Annotated in this window: 18 protein-coding genes; 6 read left to right on the top strand and 12 right to left on the bottom strand. The window is 73.5% G+C overall.

Going from position 1 to position 17,827, the window contains the following annotated elements; all coding sequences use genetic code 11:
* Positions 1–10 precede the first annotated feature (10 nt).
* The 3 genes from msrB to N5875_RS08555 all read left to right on the top strand — a co-directional run bounded on the left by msrB (position 11) and on the right by N5875_RS08555 (position 2,333).
* Positions 11–418 (top strand): peptide-methionine (R)-S-oxide reductase MsrB, encoded by a 408-nt coding sequence (gene msrB, locus N5875_RS08565; RefSeq protein ID WP_318212069.1) that lies wholly within the window; start codon positions 11–13, stop codon positions 416–418.
* Between the two features lie 74 nt (positions 419–492).
* Positions 493–1,989, top strand: a complete 1,497-nt coding sequence (locus N5875_RS08560) for a hypothetical protein (protein WP_338492685.1) — start codon at positions 493–495, stop codon at positions 1,987–1,989.
* 14 nt (positions 1,990–2,003) lie between these two features.
* The gene (locus N5875_RS08555) at positions 2,004–2,333 is read left to right on the top strand and encodes a hypothetical protein (protein ID WP_318212067.1); all 330 of its coding nucleotides are present in this window, start codon (positions 2,004–2,006) and stop codon (positions 2,331–2,333) included.
* A 30-nt stretch (positions 2,334–2,363) separates the two neighbouring features.
* On the opposite strand, the gene N5875_RS08550 is transcribed toward N5875_RS08555, so the two are convergent.
* The 9 genes from N5875_RS08550 to N5875_RS08510 form a co-directional block, all read right to left on the bottom strand.
* Entirely contained in the window at positions 2,364–3,707 is a 1,344-nt protein-coding gene (locus tag N5875_RS08550; RefSeq protein WP_338492682.1) for a protein kinase, read from the bottom strand.
* Positions 3,704–4,675: a PP2C family serine/threonine-protein phosphatase gene (locus N5875_RS08545; RefSeq protein ID WP_338492679.1), complete on the bottom strand. Its 972-nt coding sequence runs from the start codon at positions 4,673–4,675 to the stop codon at positions 3,704–3,706. The genes N5875_RS08550 and N5875_RS08545 overlap by 4 nt, the downstream gene beginning before the upstream one ends.
* On the bottom strand, positions 4,672–5,340 hold the full coding sequence (locus N5875_RS08540; RefSeq protein WP_318212181.1) for a tellurium resistance protein: 669 nt from the start codon (positions 5,338–5,340) through the stop codon (positions 4,672–4,674). Before N5875_RS08540 ends, N5875_RS08545 begins: the two co-directional genes overlap by 4 nt.
* An 88-nt stretch (positions 5,341–5,428) precedes the next feature.
* Positions 5,429–5,605, bottom strand: coding sequence for a hypothetical protein (locus N5875_RS08535; protein WP_318212064.1), 177 nt, complete (start codon positions 5,603–5,605; stop codon positions 5,429–5,431).
* Positions 5,602–7,236: a hypothetical protein gene (locus N5875_RS08530; RefSeq protein WP_338492677.1), complete on the bottom strand. Its 1,635-nt coding sequence runs from the start codon at positions 7,234–7,236 to the stop codon at positions 5,602–5,604. Before N5875_RS08530 ends, N5875_RS08535 begins: the two co-directional genes overlap by 4 nt.
* 97 nt (positions 7,237–7,333) lie before the next feature.
* Positions 7,334–9,916, bottom strand: a complete 2,583-nt coding sequence (locus N5875_RS08525; protein WP_338492674.1) for a GTPase-associated protein 1-related protein — start codon at positions 9,914–9,916, stop codon at positions 7,334–7,336.
* Positions 9,913–11,166, bottom strand: a complete 1,254-nt coding sequence (locus N5875_RS08520; protein WP_318212061.1) for a hypothetical protein — start codon at positions 11,164–11,166, stop codon at positions 9,913–9,915. Before N5875_RS08520 ends, N5875_RS08525 begins: the two co-directional genes overlap by 4 nt.
* A gap of 1 nt (position 11,167) precedes the next feature.
* Positions 11,168–13,489, bottom strand: a complete 2,322-nt coding sequence (locus N5875_RS08515; RefSeq protein ID WP_338492671.1) for a hypothetical protein — start codon at positions 13,487–13,489, stop codon at positions 11,168–11,170.
* A 261-nt stretch (positions 13,490–13,750) separates the two neighbouring features.
* On the bottom strand, positions 13,751–14,536 hold the full coding sequence (locus N5875_RS08510) for an SDR family oxidoreductase (RefSeq protein ID WP_318212059.1): 786 nt from the start codon (positions 14,534–14,536) through the stop codon (positions 13,751–13,753).
* A 141-nt stretch (positions 14,537–14,677) separates the two neighbouring features.
* Between N5875_RS08510 and N5875_RS08505 the strand changes: the two genes are divergently transcribed.
* Positions 14,678–15,136: a PPOX class F420-dependent oxidoreductase gene (locus N5875_RS08505; protein ID WP_338492668.1), complete on the top strand. Its 459-nt coding sequence runs from the start codon at positions 14,678–14,680 to the stop codon at positions 15,134–15,136.
* A 15-nt stretch (positions 15,137–15,151) separates the two neighbouring features.
* Here N5875_RS08505 and N5875_RS08500 read toward each other — a convergent pair whose 3' ends face one another.
* Positions 15,152–15,391, bottom strand: coding sequence for a DUF397 domain-containing protein (locus N5875_RS08500; RefSeq protein ID WP_338492665.1), 240 nt, complete (start codon positions 15,389–15,391; stop codon positions 15,152–15,154).
* Entirely contained in the window at positions 15,388–16,221 is an 834-nt protein-coding gene (locus N5875_RS08495) for a helix-turn-helix transcriptional regulator (RefSeq protein ID WP_338492663.1), read from the bottom strand. The genes N5875_RS08500 and N5875_RS08495 overlap by 4 nt, the downstream gene beginning before the upstream one ends.
* A gap of 149 nt (positions 16,222–16,370) precedes the next feature.
* Here N5875_RS08495 and N5875_RS08490 point away from each other — a divergent pair, with 149 nt between their 5' ends.
* Positions 16,371–16,808, top strand: a complete 438-nt coding sequence (locus N5875_RS08490; protein ID WP_318212055.1) for an ATP-binding protein — start codon at positions 16,371–16,373, stop codon at positions 16,806–16,808.
* 48 nt (positions 16,809–16,856) lie between these two features.
* Positions 16,857–17,333, top strand: a complete 477-nt coding sequence (locus tag N5875_RS08485; protein WP_338492660.1) for a DUF3592 domain-containing protein — start codon at positions 16,857–16,859, stop codon at positions 17,331–17,333.
* A 36-nt stretch (positions 17,334–17,369) separates the two neighbouring features.
* Here N5875_RS08485 and N5875_RS08480 read toward each other — a convergent pair whose 3' ends face one another.
* Positions 17,370–17,774, bottom strand: a complete 405-nt coding sequence (locus N5875_RS08480) for a MerR family transcriptional regulator (protein ID WP_318212053.1) — start codon at positions 17,772–17,774, stop codon at positions 17,370–17,372.
* Between the last annotated feature and the right edge of the window lie 53 nt (positions 17,775–17,827).

Genomic DNA, 17,827 nt, shown 5'->3' with positions numbered 1-17,827 from the left:
GAGCGAGCTCATGGCGTACGACGTCGAGAAGCCGGACGAGCAATGGCGTGCGGAGCTGACCCCGGCGGAGTACCAGGTGCTGCGCCAGGCGGGCACCGAGCCCGCCTTCCGGGGTGAGTACACGGACACCACCACCCAGGGCGTGTACTCCTGCCGGGCCTGTGGCGCGGAGCTGTTCACCTCGAACGAGAAGTTCGAGTCGCACTGCGGCTGGCCGTCCTTCTTCGACCCGAAGGACAGCTCCGCCGTCGAGCTGATCGAGGACCGCTCCCACGGCATGCTCCGCACCGAGGTCCGCTGCTCCCGCTGCGGCTCGCACCTGGGACATGTCTTCGAGGGCGAGGGCTACCCCACCCCGACGGACCAGCGGTACTGCATCAACTCGATCTCGCTGCGGCTGGAGACCGAACCGAGCTGATCCTTCCCCCCGATCCGGGGGACACGGTGGGCGGACTTCCCTAGGGTGTGCGGTGACACACAGGGGGAGTCCGCATGGCACGCAGACAGTTACCGACGCTTCCGACCTACCGCAAGGACGCGGTGACCCGGCAGCTGTGCGCGCACGTCCACCTCGACGAGCGATTCGCCCGCGAGGTGGACACCGAGCTCACCGCGGACCGGATGACGGCACTCGGACTTCCCCTCGGGATCCACCTGATCGCCCTCGCCCGCCACGCGCGGGCGGCGGTGCGCCGCCATGAGCGGCGTGACCGCTTCCTCTCCCGCCTCTTCCTCGCCCTCTGGGCGGGCCTCGCCGTCCTGGTCTGGGGCTTCGTGAGCGGCAACGCCCTCGGCCCCTGGGCGGGCGGCGGGATCGTGCTCGGCGCCCTCGCCGGAGCCTGGTGGGCCGTCCACGCCGCCCTGTCGGGGGCCTGGAGCGCGGCTCAGGAGGTGTACTGGGGCACCGAACGCCCCGAGACCCTCGCCGAGCCCGTCGAGCGGGCGGCCGAGGACCGGCTCCGGGCACTCGCCAAGGCCAACGTGGTGCCGTACACGGCCGCCGCCGCCCGCACTCACCCCTTCGTCGGCAGCGGCACGAAGATCAAGGACGTCGTCTGGCAGCCCATCGACGTCTCGCGGCCCGCCGAGGACCCCGCCAATCCGGGACGCAAGCTGACCATCGTCCCCTTCGACGCCGTGGACCTGCACACCTACGTCGCCAAGGAGATGGCGAAGATCGCGGGCCTCGAAGGACTCCGCGCCCGCAACCGGCTCTACGTGTGCGGCGACCACGTCCCGCTCCTCGCCGACGAGCTCCTGGAGGAACCGCAGGGCCGCCCCCGCGCCCAGATCGACGCCGACCTCGTACGGACCGGACTGCTCACCCCCGGGGCCGGGATGCGGACCTTCCTCAGCCTGGAGCGCGTCAGCGACGGCGGCCGGGTCATCGTGACCATGCAGCTGCGGGCCCGGCTGCACCACCCCAGCCTCTCCTGGGAGGTGCTGGTCCTCGTCATCCCGCCCGTGGACGACGCCGTCTACAACATCGTGGGCTCCCTGCCGTTCCGCGGCTTCGAGCGGACCTGGAAGCTGCTCTCCGCCACCCGGCGCGCCTGGTTGCCCGGCCTGCGGGGAGCCTGGGGACGCAACTCCGGGCGGCGGAGCCACGCCCGGGCCAGGGCCCGTGAACTCAGGAACTGGCGCAGGGAGATCTCCGAGCGGCAGCTCGTCTTCGACCACGGGGCGACCGGAAGCATCCGGGAGAGCGTCTCCTCCTGGGACCAGATGCTCCACAACGACCGCGCCGACTCCCGGGACTACCTGCACCGGCTCCAGAGCGGCGTCCTCACCGCGACCGAACGGTTCCTCAAGGACCACCGGGTGGACACCAGCTCGTACGACCAGGCGGTGCAGGTGATCAGCACCCAGACGTACAACATCTCGGGCGACATCCACGGCAGCAACGTCGGCAACCACGGCGTCGTCAACCAGCACGGACCGGGCGGACAGCAGGGCGCGCCGGCCCAGCACGGCACCGCCACCCCCTGAGCGAGAGGAAACCCATGAACACGTACAACTTCCACGGCCAGGTGTCCGGGAGCAACATCGGGGACCACGGCCGGGTGGAGATCCACCAGTACGGGACGGACGCGGCGAGCGCCGTGGCGATGGCGGCCCGCCTCGTCCAGTGGCTCCGCGACGAGGAGGCGGCCCGAACCGCCGTCGAGCAGGCCGAGGCGGTGCACGGCGAACTCGTGACCGCCGAGCGCGAGGGGCGCCCCGCCGACCGGAGCCGCATCCGGTCCGCGTTCACCGCCATCGAACCGTACGTGACCGTCGGGAGCGGCGGTCTCGCCCTGGTCCAGGGGATCGCCGGCATCGTCGGCATGTGATCCCCTGGCAGGCTCCCCGGAGGGCGGGCGTCAGCGGGCGCGTACCTCCGCCTTGGCGCCGCCGTCCAGTTCGAGGGCGAGCCCGGACCGCAGCGGCACCGTCTGGCCGGGCACGACCTGCTGGGTGGTGCCGTCGGAACGGGTGCCCGTCCAGGCCGTGGCGGACCGGTTGGCCAGACCGTAGCGCCCCGGCTTCTGCGGATGCTCCACGAGCTCGGCCACCAGGCTCTCCTCCGAGTAGTCGTGCCGCGAGGGCTCGGGGCTCAGGTGATGCCGGTGGATCCGCGCGGACCTGCCGAGCATGATGTGCCGCTCCGCCCTCGGCGGCGGGGTGGTCACCACCAGGCGGGGCGGCAGGACGAGGGCGCTGCGGCAGCCGTCCTTCCAGCAGGTGCCGGGAGTGGCCGAGCCCGGCTCCGTCATGTTCTCCCGGCCGCAGTTCGCGCACTCCACCACGGCGTCACGGACGGCCCGCAGCGCGTCCCGCCACTGCGACTCCCGCACCCGGGCCGACGGTTCCCGCAGCCCGACCGTGAAGTTCTGCACGAACAGCGCCTGTACGGAGGGCGGCACCAGCGGCCACAGGGCGAGCACGGTGGAGTGCTCGACCGGGTCGGGCCGGTTGTCCGTGTACTGCGGGTCGAAGACGAACAGCGGCTCGCGGCCGTACAGCTTGCGCTCCGCGTTCTCGTCCAGACAGTGGATCGCCAGCTCGCGGGCGCCCTTGAGCGGGTGGTGGTTCATCAGGAACATGAACAGCAGGACCGAGAGCGAGTGCAGGTCGCTCTGGGTCCCCGGCTGGGCGCCGGGGTCCCCGCGTACCAGCTCGGGAGCCATGAAGCCCATGGTCCCCGAGATCCCGCTCTGGTCCCCCTCGACCACCGCGTTGTCGTTGTCGCAGACCAGGATCTCGCCGGTGGCCGGGTCGAAGAAGATGTTGCCCCAGGAGATGTCCCGGTAGGCGATCCCCTTGGAATGCAGGGCCTGGTACGCCTCGACCGTGTACAGACAGGCGGTCAGCAGGGCCCGGAAGGAGGTGCTCACCGTCCGGCGGAACAGCTCGGGCAGACCGCGGAAGCGGTCCGGCCGCACGTCCATCAGATAGCCGAAGCGGTCGGCCCCCGCACTGACGAAGGCCGTCGGCCAGAGGAACCTGTCGTCGTCGAAGTCACGGGTCACCAGGTCCTCGACGACCCGGCGCTGCTGCGGGGTCGCGCTGTCCGGGTAGTACCACTTGAGGGCCTTGACGCTGCCGTCGGGCAGGCCGACCCGGTACACCTCGCCCTGGCCGCCCGAGCCGAGCAGCCGGTCGACGACGATCGTCTGCCCGCCGTCCGTGATCAGTGAGTCTCCGCTGTCGAGCATGCCGCTCATGGTCGTTCTCTCTCCTCGCAGTAGGGGATCCGCGGGTCCACGGGGCTGCTTCCCGGGCCCTCCGCGGCCTCGTCCTGGCTCTCGTCCTGGCTCTCGCCCCGGCTCTCGCCCTGGCTCTCGTCCGAGCCCTCGTCGGTGGCCGGGCCTTCGGCGGACCGGCGGGCCAGCACCAGGGTGGTGTCGTCGCCCGAGTGCCGGGACGCCTCGGCCAGCCACCGGGGGATGTCCTCGGCGACGCCCGGCACGCCCCGCTCGGCCAGCCGCCGGTGCAGACCGGCCGCGAACTCGGTGAAGCCCTCGTCCGAGACGAAGCTCTTCGACAGGCCGTCCGTGGACAGCGCCACCAGCCGGGGAGCCCGTACCGGATCGGGCAGCGGCTCCCAGTGCACCCGGACCGACCGCCACGCGTTGCGCATGCACAACGAGGCCGTCTCGTCGCCGAGTTCGGCCCGGGCGGGGGCGAGCGGCAGCCGGACCTCGCCGTCGCCGTCCACCACGGTCAGCTCGCCGTCGCCCAGCTGCCAGGCGACGAAGAGGTCCGGGGTGAGGACCGCGCCGATCAGCGTCGACCCGTACAGCCGCAGGATCGGCCCGGGGGACTTCGGGTCCTCGTCCGGGGTGGGATTCCGCTCCCAGTGACGGAGGACCTCGCTCTGCCAGTCCCTGACCAGCCGCTCCGGCAGCCCGATCCGGGCGTAGTCGCGCAGCCGTCCGCGCCAGCCCGCCCGGTCACGGTCGGCCACGGACATCGCGAACTCGCGCGCGCGGTTGGCGAACAGGTCCGTCGCGTAGTGCGCTCCGACGTGGCTCCGGGGGTACGAGGCCGAGCCGTGGCCGTCCGCGACGGTGAGGATCAGCGGATCCCGGGCCGTGCCGGTGCCCTGGACCAGGCACCGGTCCTGGTTCCGTGCCTTGTTGACGCCCCGGACGCTCTCGTGGAAGGTCTCCCAGGCCCCTGGCCTGCTCACCACACGTCGTCTTCGTCGTCGTCGTCGGAGAGGACGGGCGGCGCGTACGGAGCCGGCTTGACGGCGGGGTCGGCCGAACCGGCCACCGGCTGCGAGGCCGCCTTGACCGCGGCGGTCGAGGCCCAACGGATGGCGGCGGCCAGCTGCTTGGGGCTGTTCGCGTCGAGCGGGCGCAGCTCCGGATTGGCCAGGAACTCCTGGAGCACGCTGCGGTCGGCGTCGGAACCGATCGCGATGGCGACCCGCACCGCCTTGCGGCCCCACGGGGTGGCGTCGATCGCCTTGAGCCCGGCGCGCCAGTCGTCCGTCGGCACGCCGTCCGAGACCAGGGCGATGACCGGCTTGAGGGCACGCTCGGGCATCGGCGGGGTACGCAGCTCCCCGGCCACCAGATGCAGGGCCTCGCCCAGGTTGGTCGTGCCGTCGGGCTGCACGTCCTGCCAGGTGAAGTCGTCCACCGCCACGGGGTCCTTGTGGTGCCAGCGGGCGGTGGTGGAGAAGGTGATGGTGCGCAGGAGCAGCTGGGCGGCGGGGTTGTCGTGCGCCACCGAGCGCATCTCCGGGATCGCCTCCCGGATCGCGTAGTTCAGCTGTCCGATCTTCTCGCCGAGCATCGAGTACGAGCAGTCGAGCAGCCAGATGAAGTGCACCGGGCGGTTCGCCATGGGGCCGCCGGGGATCTCGGTCACGAGAATCCTCCTGTGGGTGGGTAGGTGGCAATCGGATGGTGGGAAGGGGAGTGAGGGGAAGACGTCAGGACTCCTCCCACCGGGGGGACTCCTCCCACAGGAGCCGCAGCTCCTCCAGGAGGCCGGGCAGCGCGTACAGGACGCCGTACACGGCCGCCCCGAACACCACGACGCAGGCCGTCACGAACAGCGCCAGGACCGCCTTGCGGGACCGCGCCACGCGCGGGGTCACCACCGTCATCCCTGTCGTACCCCCTGCTTCCTGGTGTCGGTGCGGCGTCCCTGCCGGGGGACCGGCCCCCGCGACTCGACCAGCGCGCCGACCCTCAGTCCCGAGCGGGCGAGCAGCCAGAGGACCGGCTCCGCCGCCCGCCGCCGCTCGCTGTCCAGGGCGCCGGTGCCGGTGGCCGCGGAGGCGCTGACCGCCCAGAAGCCCGTCGCTCTGAAGTCGTGGGTGAAGCCGCGGACGAGCCCGCCGAGGCCGATGGCGGTGAGCCATTCGTCGACCCGGGCCCCCGGAGCGGGCAGCGCCTCGATGCGGTCGAGCACGTCCCGTTTGGTGACCACCACGGCCACCGGGAGGTCGCCGCGGCCGCCGGTGAGCGCGGCGAGTTCGCCGGTGAGCCCCTGGTAGGTGTCGACGGGCCCCTGGGCGGCGGGCCGGGCCCCGTCTGCGAGGGTGTCGTCGGCGCCGTGCAGGGTGCGCCGTACCGTACGGTCGGCCAGCACGTCGACGACGAAGAGGACGCCGTCGGCGTGGGCGAGGTACTGCTGTTCGCGTACCCGGTCGGCCTGCTGCAGTGACTCGCCCATGGGGTCGTAGAGGTAGAGCAGGCGCCGTCGCCGTCCCCTGCCCACCAGGATCATCCAGGCCCGCTGGTCGCCCTGCGTCTTGTTGGCCCAGTCGTTCCGGTCGAGCTGCCGGTCCAGTGCCTCGCCGTCCTGCTGGTCGGCGTCCGAGGCGAACTCCATGGTGAGGTTCCCGCGCTCCGACCAGGAACGCAGACCCGCCACGACGGCCGCCACGAGCATCGTCTTGCCGGAGGAGGAGCCGCCGATCAGAGGGACGTGGACCACCCGCGTGGTCCCCACCGACGGAGGCAACGGCCGTGCGCAGGAGGGACATTCGGCCGGTGTCCGGCCGCGGCCCGAGAGGAGCGAGGAGGGCAGCCGGGCACCGCACCGGCAGGCGTGCCGGAACACCCCGTACCGCCCGGGCCGCAGCGAGGTGTGGACCGCGCGGCACTGCGGACAGGGGTGGGCCGCCAGGGGGAAGGGCCGGTGGCAGCCGGGGTGCGGGCAGACGGTCCGTACGCCGCGTAGCAGCAGCGAGCCGCGCTCCACGCCCCGTACGACGGCGACGGTCAGGACCCAGGACGACCAGACGACGGCGACGAGGACGCAGAACACGACGAGGACGAGGGTGTGGAGCGCGGCGGCGAGCAGCGCGGCGGCGGTCGCGCCGATCGCCGTGCCCGGTGCCACCAGCCGCAGGATGAGGCGGGTGAAGGCGTTCGCGCCCCGCGCGTTCGTGGCCGGCCGTCGGCCCAGGAGGAGCCGCCCGGCGACGGTGACCATCCAATGGGCCCACCACAGCGTCCACAGCGCGCGGTAGGAGCGGCCCACGGCGCCGGCCGCGTCGATCCACGACTGCTGGGGCCAGTACGAGGGGTGGGCGGGTTCCGTGCCGATCGTGAGGACCCGCGCGTCGGACCGCCCCGCCCGGAACGGCCCCAGGGCCCGTCCCGCGCTCCGGCAGGCCGTGGCGACGAACACCCAGAAGGCGTAGGCCACGCAGACCAGGAACGCGGTCACGCCCGTGATCGCCACGAGCACGTCGACGGCGATCCCGGCGAGTTCGGCACCCGTCATGTCGACCGCCTCCTCGTCGTCGGCCCTGCCGACGTCAGTCCTCGCGCCGTCGTACCTCGCGCCGTCATCGGCCCTGCCGACGTCAGTCGTCTCGCCGTCATCGGCCCTGCTTCCCCTCGGGCGGTGTGACGTCGCCCCGCCAGGGCGTCGTCGGCGTCGTCGGCTTGCGCCCGCGCCGCCGGAAGAGGCGGCCGAGACCGCCCGACGGCCGGTTCCACTCCTGGAAGGCGGCCGCGCGGCTCGCCGACAGACGCCCGAGCGCCTGCTCGACCGAGAAGACCTCCCCGTCGGTGAAGTCCTGGACGACGGGACGCAGCACCTCGTCGAGGAGCGCCCGGCGCGTCAGGTCCCATCGCGGGCTCGCCCCGGCGTGGGCGGTCCAGGCGAGGAAGCAGTCCGCCACACGGCCGGGGGTCGCGCGCAGCACGTTGCGGAAGACCGGCGTACGGGCCGCCGAGGCGTAGGCGTCGATGAGGTCGCCGTCGTCGCTGCGGGCCAGCTCCCCGAGTTCACCCTCCGGCCGGTCCGGGCCCATGAGCCGCCGGGCCAGTGCGGCCGTGGCGCGGTTGCGGACGTTCGGGCGGGCGGAGCCGGCGAGGGCCCGGACCCGGGCCGTCCAGCCTCCCTGGGCGGGGTCGGCGTCGCCCTTCCGCTCCTCCATGTCGTGGACGAGCGACAGCAGCCTCAGGTCGTCCAGGATCGAACGCCCGACGGCGTCGGGCGCGGCCGCGAGGAGCTGCCGGGCGAGGGCCGGGGCCTCCTTGTCGTCGACGGGCGCGTCGACCGCGGCGGCCACCACCTGGTCCCAGGTCTCGGCGGCGATGAGCAGCCGGGCTCCCGTCTCGTTCAGGAGCTGGGACGCCTCGGCCGCCGTCGGTACGCGGTCGTCCCAGACCAGCGCGAACGCCGTGCGCAGCACGAGGGGGTTCTCCAGGTGGGACACCCCGGCGATCCGGAGCAGCTTGTGCAGCTCGCCGTTTCGGTCTCGGACCCACGCCTGCTGCCGCTCGCGCTCCCGTACCGCGGCCCCGTCAGCAGGACGTACCCCGGCCCCGTCGGCCGCCCGTTGGCCTGCTTGTCCGGCGCTCGCCGTGCCCTCCGGCCGGAGCGCCGGGGCCGCCGCGCACATCCGGAGGTGGGGCAGCGCCCCGGGCGGCCCGTCGACCGGAAGCCCGGTGTCCCGCAGGGCGCGGGCGACGCCCGGCGGGTCGTCGGAGGCCCGGGAGTCGAGCAGGACGGACACCTCGTCGCGCAGGGCGCCGGACTCGGCGAGCGTCTCCCGGAGCGCCTCGGCGGTGGAGGGGCCGGGCCGGCTCAGGAGGCCGTCGCGGAACCGCTCGGCGAGACCGGCCGTCAGGTCGTCGTGCGCCACCCCGAGCAGCCGTGCCACCCGCAGCAGTTCGACGGTCCGGCTCAGCGGTGTCAGCGGGTCCCGGAGCGTCCGGCGCAGCTCGTCGCCGGACTCGGCGGCCAGTTCGCCCCGGTACGGCTCGGGCAACGCCCCCGGAGGCAGCGGCGGCAGGGCCGTCGTCCCGCCCCGTACGGCCCGGCTGACGAGCCGCGCGGTGAGCGGGGCCGTCAGCGCGACGGGGACCCGTCCGTACAGCGCGCCCAGAAGGTCCGCCAGGGTGTCCGAGGGGAGTTCGGGCGCGCCGGGGCCGACCTCGCAGACGGCCCTGAGGAAGCGGGTGAGCGTCGTCTCGTCGAGGGCTCCGGGGTGGGCGCGGACCCACGCGACGGCGTCGGTCCGCGCGTCCTCGGTTGCCGGGATGCCCCGCGCCAGCGCGAGCGCGGCCAGCGGTCCCGAGGCGAACGGCTCCGCGCCGTCCGTCTGGGCCGCCTGCCGGATGAGCTCGTACGCGTCGGCGGCCCAGACGGCCGCCGCCGTGTGTGCCCAGGCGTCGGCCACCGGCGGCGGGGCCGCCGAGGGATCGGAGCAGTCGTGCACGCTGTACCGGTGCGGCTGCCCGGCCACGGACCTGACGTCCTCCGGGTGGACGCCGATGATCTGCTGGCGGGCCTGCTGCGGACGCCGGGTGTACGTGGTGAACGTCAGGCCGCGGGCGAACTCGTGCGGCAGCGCGGCGTTCACCAGCATCACCCAGTGCGCGACCCGCCGGGTGTCCTGCTCGGCCAGGACGATCTGCGGGGCGTGCGGGGACTCGGCGAGGCGCCGCAGATCGGCAAGGACGGCCGCGAGCCGGGGCTGCCGTGCGGCGGCGAAGGCCGCGAGCTCCGCCCGGAGTCCGGCCGAGTGCGCCGGGGTGAAGGCGTCGAGCGGCGGTGGGGTGCCGTCCTCCGGGGAGTGGTCCGCCCACTGCGGGGCGCCCCACGCGGCGATGGGCGGCAGGTCGCCGGGCAGCCGGTCGCCGGCCGTCAGATGGACGGCGTGGGCGTGGAAGTTGCCCCACCGTCCGCTGTAGTCGGCGCCCGTGTACACGGTGCGGCTGAGCAGTCCACTGCCGTCGGAGAGCCGCGTGTAGCTGAACATCTCGGGGAACAGGGCGAGTTCCGAGGGCGTGGGGCGTGACGGGGCGTCCCGGGGCGGCTCGTACCCGACGAGCTGCTCGGCCTCGCGGAGCACGGACGACGGGACGCCGGGGGTGACCGCGGTGAACCGGAAGCCGGAGCCGTCCGGTCCGGGCGGCGCCGACGTGTAGTGCATCTGGGGCAGGCTCATGCCGTGGACTCCCCCTTGGCGCCGCCGTCGCGCGGCGGCTTGGCGACCGGGATGAGGCCGCGCCGTCCGAGGAGCCACAGGATCGGGTCCTCGACGCGGACGGGCTGGGGACCGGACTTGGGCGCGTCGGCGGGGGCGTCGGCGGGCGGCGGGGAGCCGAGCGCGGACAGACCGAAGAGCGACACCGTGGAGAAGTCCCGCTCCAGCTGCCGCCAGAGCGCCCCCGAGTCCCAGCCCTCCAGCAGCGACCGGGTCTCCTCGTGGACGGCGAGCCGGTCGGCCTCGTCGAACCGGCCGCCGGAGTGCGGGGTGTTGCGCAGCAGCGGGGAGTGCGGGTCGACCAGCGAGCGCAGGGTGTCCGTCTTGGTGACGGCGACGGCGAGCGGCGTGTCCACCCGGCCGCGCGAGCCGCTCCGGCGGTGCGAGCGCAGCTGGGTGGCGACGTCGGCGGCGATCTGCAGGGCCGGGGTCTCGCGGGAGGGCAGGGGCGGCCCGCCGCTCCCGGGCAGGGCGTCCCGTACCGCCCCCAGCTGCAGCGGGTCGACGAGCAGGACGATGCCGTCGGCCGCGCTCAGGTACTGGGTGTAGCGGGTCATCGACTCGGCCGACTTGAGGTCCTCACCGGCCGCGTCGAAGAAGACGAGCGCCGTGTGCCGGCTGCCCTGGCGGCCCTGCCTCGGCAGGCTCAGGCGGTAGAGCAGCGGGTCGTTGAACCCGGTCGCGGCGGGCCGGGTCGCGCCGGGCAGCCGCAGCCGCTCGTACAGGTCCTCCGCCATCTCGCGGTCACGGTTCTGGCTCTCGTCGCCCATGGCGGCGAGCGCCGCCCCGTACGCCTGCCCGACCCGGTGCCTCAACTCGTTGACGAGGACCGACACATAGGTGCTCTTGCCGGACGCCTTCGCCCCGATCAGCGCGATGATCCGGCTGTCCTGGGCGCAGTAGTCGCTGGGCAGGTCGCTGTGGCAGGCCGCGCACACCCGCACGGGCGTGGCCACGCCGCAGCGCGGGCACTCGGCGCGCCCGCCGCCACCGCCGCGCAGCCTGCCGAGGCCGCCGGGGGCGGCGAACACCGGACCCCTCATGTACGCGGCGGGGGGCGCCGCGGCGCCCGTGAAGCTCGCCCACAGGTCGTCCCGTTCGGGGTCGCAGGGGGTGCCCCCGCGCAGGCCGGTACGGGACATCAGACAGCGGTACGGGAGGCGCGAGGCCTGGGAACGGTCGAAGCAGTACGGGCAGATCACCGTCGTCATGTCAGCGCACCACCAGGGTCGAGAGGGCGGGTTCTTCGAGGCGTACGGAGCCGGCGTGCTCGCCGGCCAGGAACGCGCGCAGGGCGTAGGGCGGCCGGAGGTGCCCGGCGGGCAGCTCGCGGACCGTGCGCGGCGAGGCGGCCAGCTCCGCCCCGGTCAGCCGGACGAGGACGTCACCGTCCTCGGGGTGCCGGGGGCGCGCGGTGGCGGCGTCGCCGACGCGGCCGACGAGCACGAGGTCGGGGAGGGCGGGGAGAGCGGGGAGGGTGGGGCGGTCAGCGGTGTCGGGCGGGTCGGCGCCGGCGGGGGAGGAGCCGGGAAGGTCCGCCCCCTTCACCGTCACTTCGACCGCCTCGGGCGTCGCCCTGCGCGCGAGGCCCCGGCGCCGGGTCACCAGCCGGAAGGAGACGACGACGTCCCCGGGGAGGACGAGCACGGCGGGGGCACGCCGGACGACGACGGTCGGGTCCACGGCGTCCGGGGCGTTCACGGAGGGTGCGCCGGCCTCCGACCCGGCGGGCGGCGCGGGTGACCCGGCCTCCGGCCCGGCGGACGGCCCGGCGAGCGGCTCGTGGCGGGAGGCGGCGCGCACACCGATCCGGGCGGAGGCCGGACCGATCGGCAGCCGCAGCCCCTCCCGGAAGAAGCGGGAGCGGCTGACCCGGGAGCGGTCCCGGGCTCCTTCCTGCTCCCACTCGACCTCCACCGACCCGGCGTCGGCGGGCCAGTCGAAGACGAGCCGCACCTGTCCGTCGTGCTCGCGCAGGCCCTGGAGTCCGGTCACCGGCGCCGGGATGTCGACCAGGACGGACGGGCCGACGAGGGCCCGTTCCCCGAGTACGGCCACCGCGACGATCCGCCCCGCGAAGGCGGAGGGCGACGTCACCGGGTGCGCGGTGCCGTACGTGGCCCAGGGGAGCGCGGCCGGCAGGGCGTCGGTGCGCAGACCGGTGCCCTCGGGCGGCGCCCCCGCCGGGCCGGTCCAGGCGACGAGGCGCACCTCGGCGTCGGCCGCACCCCGGCCGGTGAACCGGACGCCTCCCTCGGGGTCCGGTGTCACGGTGAGCGCGGTGAGCGGCTCCGGCCACACGTGGACGACACCGGCGGCCCGTACTCCCTCGGACTCCACCTCCCGGCCCTCGGGAGAGGAGTGGTGGCAGACGACACGGACGAGGTAGGAGCCGGGCCGGAGCCCGGTGAAGGTGTGCGTGTCGCCGTCGGCGCCCGCGTCGTGGCGCGCGAGCACCGTGCCGCCGGGCATCGTGCCGCCGGGCGCCGGGCCGCCGCGCGCCGGGCCGTCGGCGGCGTGCAGGGCGACCGTCACACGGGCGGTGCGGGGCGGACGGGTCCAGCGGACCGTGAGCCGCGCGGGCGCGTCGGTGACGGTGAGGTCCTCGGCGTCGGGAGCGATCAGGAGCGGCCCCGAGACCAGCGGAGGCCCGTCGGGGACGCCGTCGAGCAGAGGGAACACCGCGTACCGCACCTGGGTTCCGCGCCGGGGGCTGTGGTCGACGGCGGCTCCTCTGGCCCCGGGCGTCGTGGCGGTCGAGGGGACGACGGCCGGCCGGTCCGTGCCCCGGGTGAGACGGACCGCGCGCCAGCTCCGTCCGTCGGTCGCCGGCCAGGAGAGGAGGACCCGGTCGCCGGAGAGCCGGGCCGTGAGCGGGGCGTCCTCGGGGCGCCGGGGGCGGCCCAGCGTGATCAGGCCGCGCGTCGCCGTGTCGTCGTCGGCGGCCACTCCGAGGGCGTCCAGATAGTGGGTGCGGGCCGCCTCCGTGTCCCGGGTGGCGCGTGCGGCGGCGAGCGAGCGGTCGCAGCGGCCGAGGCGGCGGGCGAGCCGGGAGGCGAGGTGCGAGAGCGCCGGGTCGGTGCGGACGGCGGCGGGGCCCAGGGCGTCGAGGGCCCGCGCGGCGGCCCGTAACCGGCGCCGGCGCCAGAGCCCGCCGAGCGACTCGGCCGCCTTGCGCTGCCGTGCGTCGAGGACGGGCACGGTGGGGACGGCCTGTTCGAGGAGGGCCGCCTCGGCCGGGTCGAGCCCGGCGGCCTTCCGCCGTGCTCCCGGCTCCTGGAGGAGCCCGATCAGCTGGTGGAGCAGCACGCGCCGGAGGACGGCCGCGTCGCGGGTCTGGATGTCGGCGAGGAGCCTCAGGAGGGGGCCCCGCGACGGATGGGCGTCGGCGAGGTCACGCAGCCGGGCCGCGCTGAGGTGGTGCCGCCGGTTCCCGGCGCACAGGAAGAGGCCGTCCAGGAAGGACAGCGTCTCGCCGTCCCCGACCAGAGCCTCTCCGAAGTGACGTAACCCGGCCGTGCGCTGATGGTCCATCAGTTCGCCGTACTCGGGTGCGAGCGGGGCGAGGGGTAAGGAACCCAGTGCGCTGGGCAGCCCCAAGCGTTCTCCGAACCCCCGTCGCATCCCCGTCCCTCATGATCGTCCGGCTACCCGCCGGGGGTACATCTCAGCAGAAGTCGTGGCGCTGTGCAGGGGGTTTACCGCTATTACCGCCCGTACCGGAGCGGCTGCGCAGCGTGGCGGAGCCAGGGGCTGTCGCGGCTGGTCGTCGCCGGGGCCGGCGGTCCCCGTCACTCAGTGGACGGAGAAGCCACCGTCGACGAAGAGCGACTGGCCCGTGACGTACGCGGAGGAGGCGCTCGCCAGGAAGACCGCCGCACCCGCGAAGTCCTCGGCGAGGCCGTTGCGGCCGACCATGGTGCGGGCGGCGAGCGCGGCCACCTTCTCGGGGTCGGTGGAGAGCCGCTGGTTGAGCGGGGTCATCACGAAGCCGGGGACCAGAGTGTTGGCCGTGACGCCGTACGGCGACCAGGCCTCGGCCTGCGAACGGGCCAGCGACTCCAGGGCGCCCTTGGACACCCCGTACGCCCCGCTCTGCACGAAGGCGCGGTGCGCCTGCTGCGAAGTGATGTGGATGATCCGGCCGAAACCGCGCTCGGCCATGCCCGGACCGAAGCGCTGACCGAGGAGGAACGGCGCCTCCAGGTTCACGGTCATCGTCGTGTCCCAGACCTCCTCGGCGAGTTCGCCGAACGGGGGCCGGAGGTTGATCCCCGCCGAGTTCACCAGGATGTCCGGCTCACCGAAGACCGCCGCCGCCTGCTCGGCTCCGGCCTTGATCCCCTCGCGCGTGCTCAGGTCGACGCTCACCCAGGCTGCCCGGCAGCCGTCGGCGGTCAGTTCGTCGACGGTCGCGACGAGCTCGGCCTCCTTGCGGGCCATGACGACCACGCTCGCCCCGGCGCGGGCCAGGGCGCCGGCGATGGCGCGGCCGATGCCGGAACTGCCGCCCGTGACGAGGGCCGTGCGCCCTTCGAGGGAGAAGAGGCCGGAGAGGTAGCCGCCGGGGGTCGTGCTCATGCGTGTCGCTCCTCGCGTCGTGCGTGTACCGGCACGCCCTGTGCGGAGGGGGACCGGTCCCGGCATCCTGGCACACGGCACTCCGGTCGCCCGCGTGTGGCACTGCGGAATACCGGGGGCGGACACGGCGGTTCATCGGCCATGAGCCAAGGTCCCGCACCCCGCGTTCTGTCCGACGACGAGCTTTCCGAACTGCTGAGCACACAGCAGTTCGGCACGCTCGCGACCAACAAGAGCAGCGGTCATCCGCATCTCACCACGATGCTGTACAGCTGGGACCCCGAGGCCCGCGTCGTGCGGTTCTCCACGACCGCCGACCGCGTCAAGGCCAAGCAGCTCCGGCGCGACCCGCGCGCGGCCGTGCACGTCCCGGGCGGCGACGTGTGGTCCTTCGCCGTGGCCGAGGGCGAGGCGGAGGTCTCCGAGACGACGACCATGCCGGGCGATGCGACCGGCAGGGAACTGCTCGCCATGATCCCCCAGGCGGCGAAGCCGGAGGACGAGAACGCGTTCCTGGAACAGCTGGTCGCCGAGCGCCGGGTCGTCATCCGGCTGAAGGTCACCCGGTTGTACGGGACGGCGCTCGACGTCAACGGCTAGGAACAGGCGGCCGGTTCAACCCAGTTCGGCGAGGAACTCCGTCCAGGTGATGGGGGAGAGGGCGAGCTGGGGGCCAGTGGGGGTCTTGGAGTCGCGGACGTGGACGGTGGAGGGGCAGGAGGCGACTTCTACGCAGTTGTCGCCGTCGCCACTGCTGTACGTGGACTTGTGCCAGGAGAGGGCGACTTCGACGCAGTTGCCGCCGTCGCCGGTGCTGTAGCTGCTCTTGAACCAGGCCAGTTCAGTGGTGCTCATAGTGCTCCTCGGATCTCCCGCAGCAGGCTCACGGACTCCTCAGGGGACAGAGCCTGTGTCCGCATCCTGGCATATCGCTGCTGGAGGATGCTGACCACTTTGGGGTCGGAGATGAGCTGGCCGGTGCCTTGGCCCTCGCTGTACGCGTACCAGGCGTTCTCCTCGGTCTCCAGGAGGCACAGGGGGCCGTCGAGACCCGCGTGGTGACCGCGCGATTGCGGCATGATCTGGATGTCGACGTTGCGCCGTGAGCTGAGTTCGATGATGTGGTCGATCTGCTCGCGCATGATCTCCGGGGTGGCCACCTGACGGCGCAGGGCGTGCTCCTCGATGACGAAGCTGAAGATCGTCTCCGGGTGTTCCGTGAGGATGCGCGTGCGCTCCATGCGGGCGACCAAGCTCGACTCCATCTTGTCATCGCTCATCGCTGGGAGCTGCTTCTCGAAGAGAGTCCGGGCGTAGGCGGTTGTCTGGAGCAGTCCTGGCGCGAGTCGAGGCTCGAACGTGTACAGCGTCACCGCCAGGGGCTCCAGCTCCGCCCACCCCTCGAACCACTTCGCCAAGCCCGCCTTGCGCGTCAGATGCTTCGCCGCCGCCCGGATCACCCCGAACGCGTCCAGCACCTCCTCCGCCCGGTCCACGAACCCCTTGGACGGCAGCCGCCGGCCCTGTTCGATCGAGGCGACCATCGGGACCGAGTAGCCCACCAGTGGGGCGAACTGCTCCTGCGTCAGGCCCGCCCGCTTGCGGAGGACCTTGACCACCTCCCCGAAAGCCTTCAGGCTCTCCGACGTCTCCGGTTCACTTCCCTTGGGAACCTCGTCCGTCACCCCGCCACCTCCCGTACCCGTGTGCTCGTGCTGAACGCAACCAGGCTCACTGATAGTTACCGGTACAGTCCAGAGTGTGAACCCGTACGCTGCGCAGCGTACGAGTTTCTGAGCTGGCAACACCCCCCGGGCGCCGCCACATTGGCCCCATGACCTCCCCCGTGACCCGCGAAGCCACCGTCACCGTACGTGTGTTCACCCAGCGCTTCAGCTCGACCCCGCGCGGCGCCCGCCTCGCCCGTCGGCTCGCTCTCCACCAGTTCGACCGCTGGAACATCCCGTACGGCTCCGAAGTCTCCGACGCCGCCGCGCTGCTCGTCGCCGAACTCGCCGCCAACGCCGTCACCCACGGCCGCGTCCCCGGGCGGGACTTCGAGCTGACGCTCGCGTACACACCCGGGCTGCGGCTCCGGATCGACGTTTCCGACACCCGGGGCGAGCGGCGTCCGGCCACCGTCGCCCCGAGGCCCCTCGACGAGGGCGGGCGCGGCCTGCTGCTCGTCGCGGCGCTGGCGGCCCGGTGGGAGGTGCTCGACCGCGTACCGGTAGGGAAGACCGTGCGGGCCGAGCTGGACCTCGGCTCCTGACCTCCGGACCGCACGGGTACGTTGATCAGAGAGAGACGACCGAAGGGGGTGGATGACCTGAACGCCGAGACGAACGCGGGCAAGGGAGTCCTGGGACCACGTGCGGCGATCGTGTTCGCGCTGGTGCTCACAGTGCTGCTGGCGGCTCTGTCGGGCCTCGTGATGCTTCCGGCGGCCCAGCACCTGCGCTCCCTCCAGGACGGCCGACAGGCCGACGCGACGCTGGTGGCCGCCGGCTCGGGGTGCTTCCTGGGGGGATGCAAGGTCAGGTTCGAGGCCGAGGGGCGGACCGTGGTGGCGGACCTTCCGGTGGGGAGCAGTCACGGGAAGAACGTCGTCGGTGAACGTCTGACCGTCCGGTACCGGGAGGACGATCCGCGGGTGGCCGCTTCCGCGGACGACGTCGGCGGCGGTGGGGCGGCAGTGGGCACCGTCGTGTTCGGCGCCGGTGCCGTGCTCTTCCTGCTGGCGCTCGTCTGGTCGACGGTCCACCTGGGACGGCAGCGGCGCGCCGAGGCCGGGTGACCCGAGGCCGGGTGAACAGCGGGCGGGCGGACGGTCTCAGACGGGGCGGGGAGCGGCGGCGTCCGTGCCGACGCGGTCTGCCACCGTCCGCTGGACATGGGCGCACCGGCTGATGTCCTCCCGGTCGCAGCCGAGGGCGCATTCAAGGAGTTCGAGCGAGGCCTGCGCGGCCGCGATGCGGGAACGAAGCGTCTCGGCCTCCTCGCGGAGGGTGTCCCGGCGCTTCGCGGTATCGGCGGTGGCGACCAGAGAACGGATGGTGTCCAGGGACAGCCCCGCCTCCTTGGCACGCAGGATGACGGCGACACGTGCGAGGTCGGCGGTGCGGTAGCGGCGGTGGCCGACGGCGTCACGTGCGGGAGCGAGCAGCCCCATCGCCTCCCAGTGGCGCAACACATGCGTGGCCAGACCGAAGCGTTCGGCGAGGGCGCCGATGCTCATCGCCGCAGGCTCCCCGCCCTCAAGCACGCTGTGCTCGCTTGACTTCATGTCGA

It is taken from the genome of Streptomyces sp. SJL17-4, assembly GCF_036826855.1.
In the GTDB taxonomy this organism is placed as follows: Bacteria; Actinomycetota; Actinomycetes; order Streptomycetales; family Streptomycetaceae; genus Streptomyces.
Note: the sequence above shows the minus strand (reverse complement) of the source record. Positions and strands in the feature narration are given on the sequence as shown.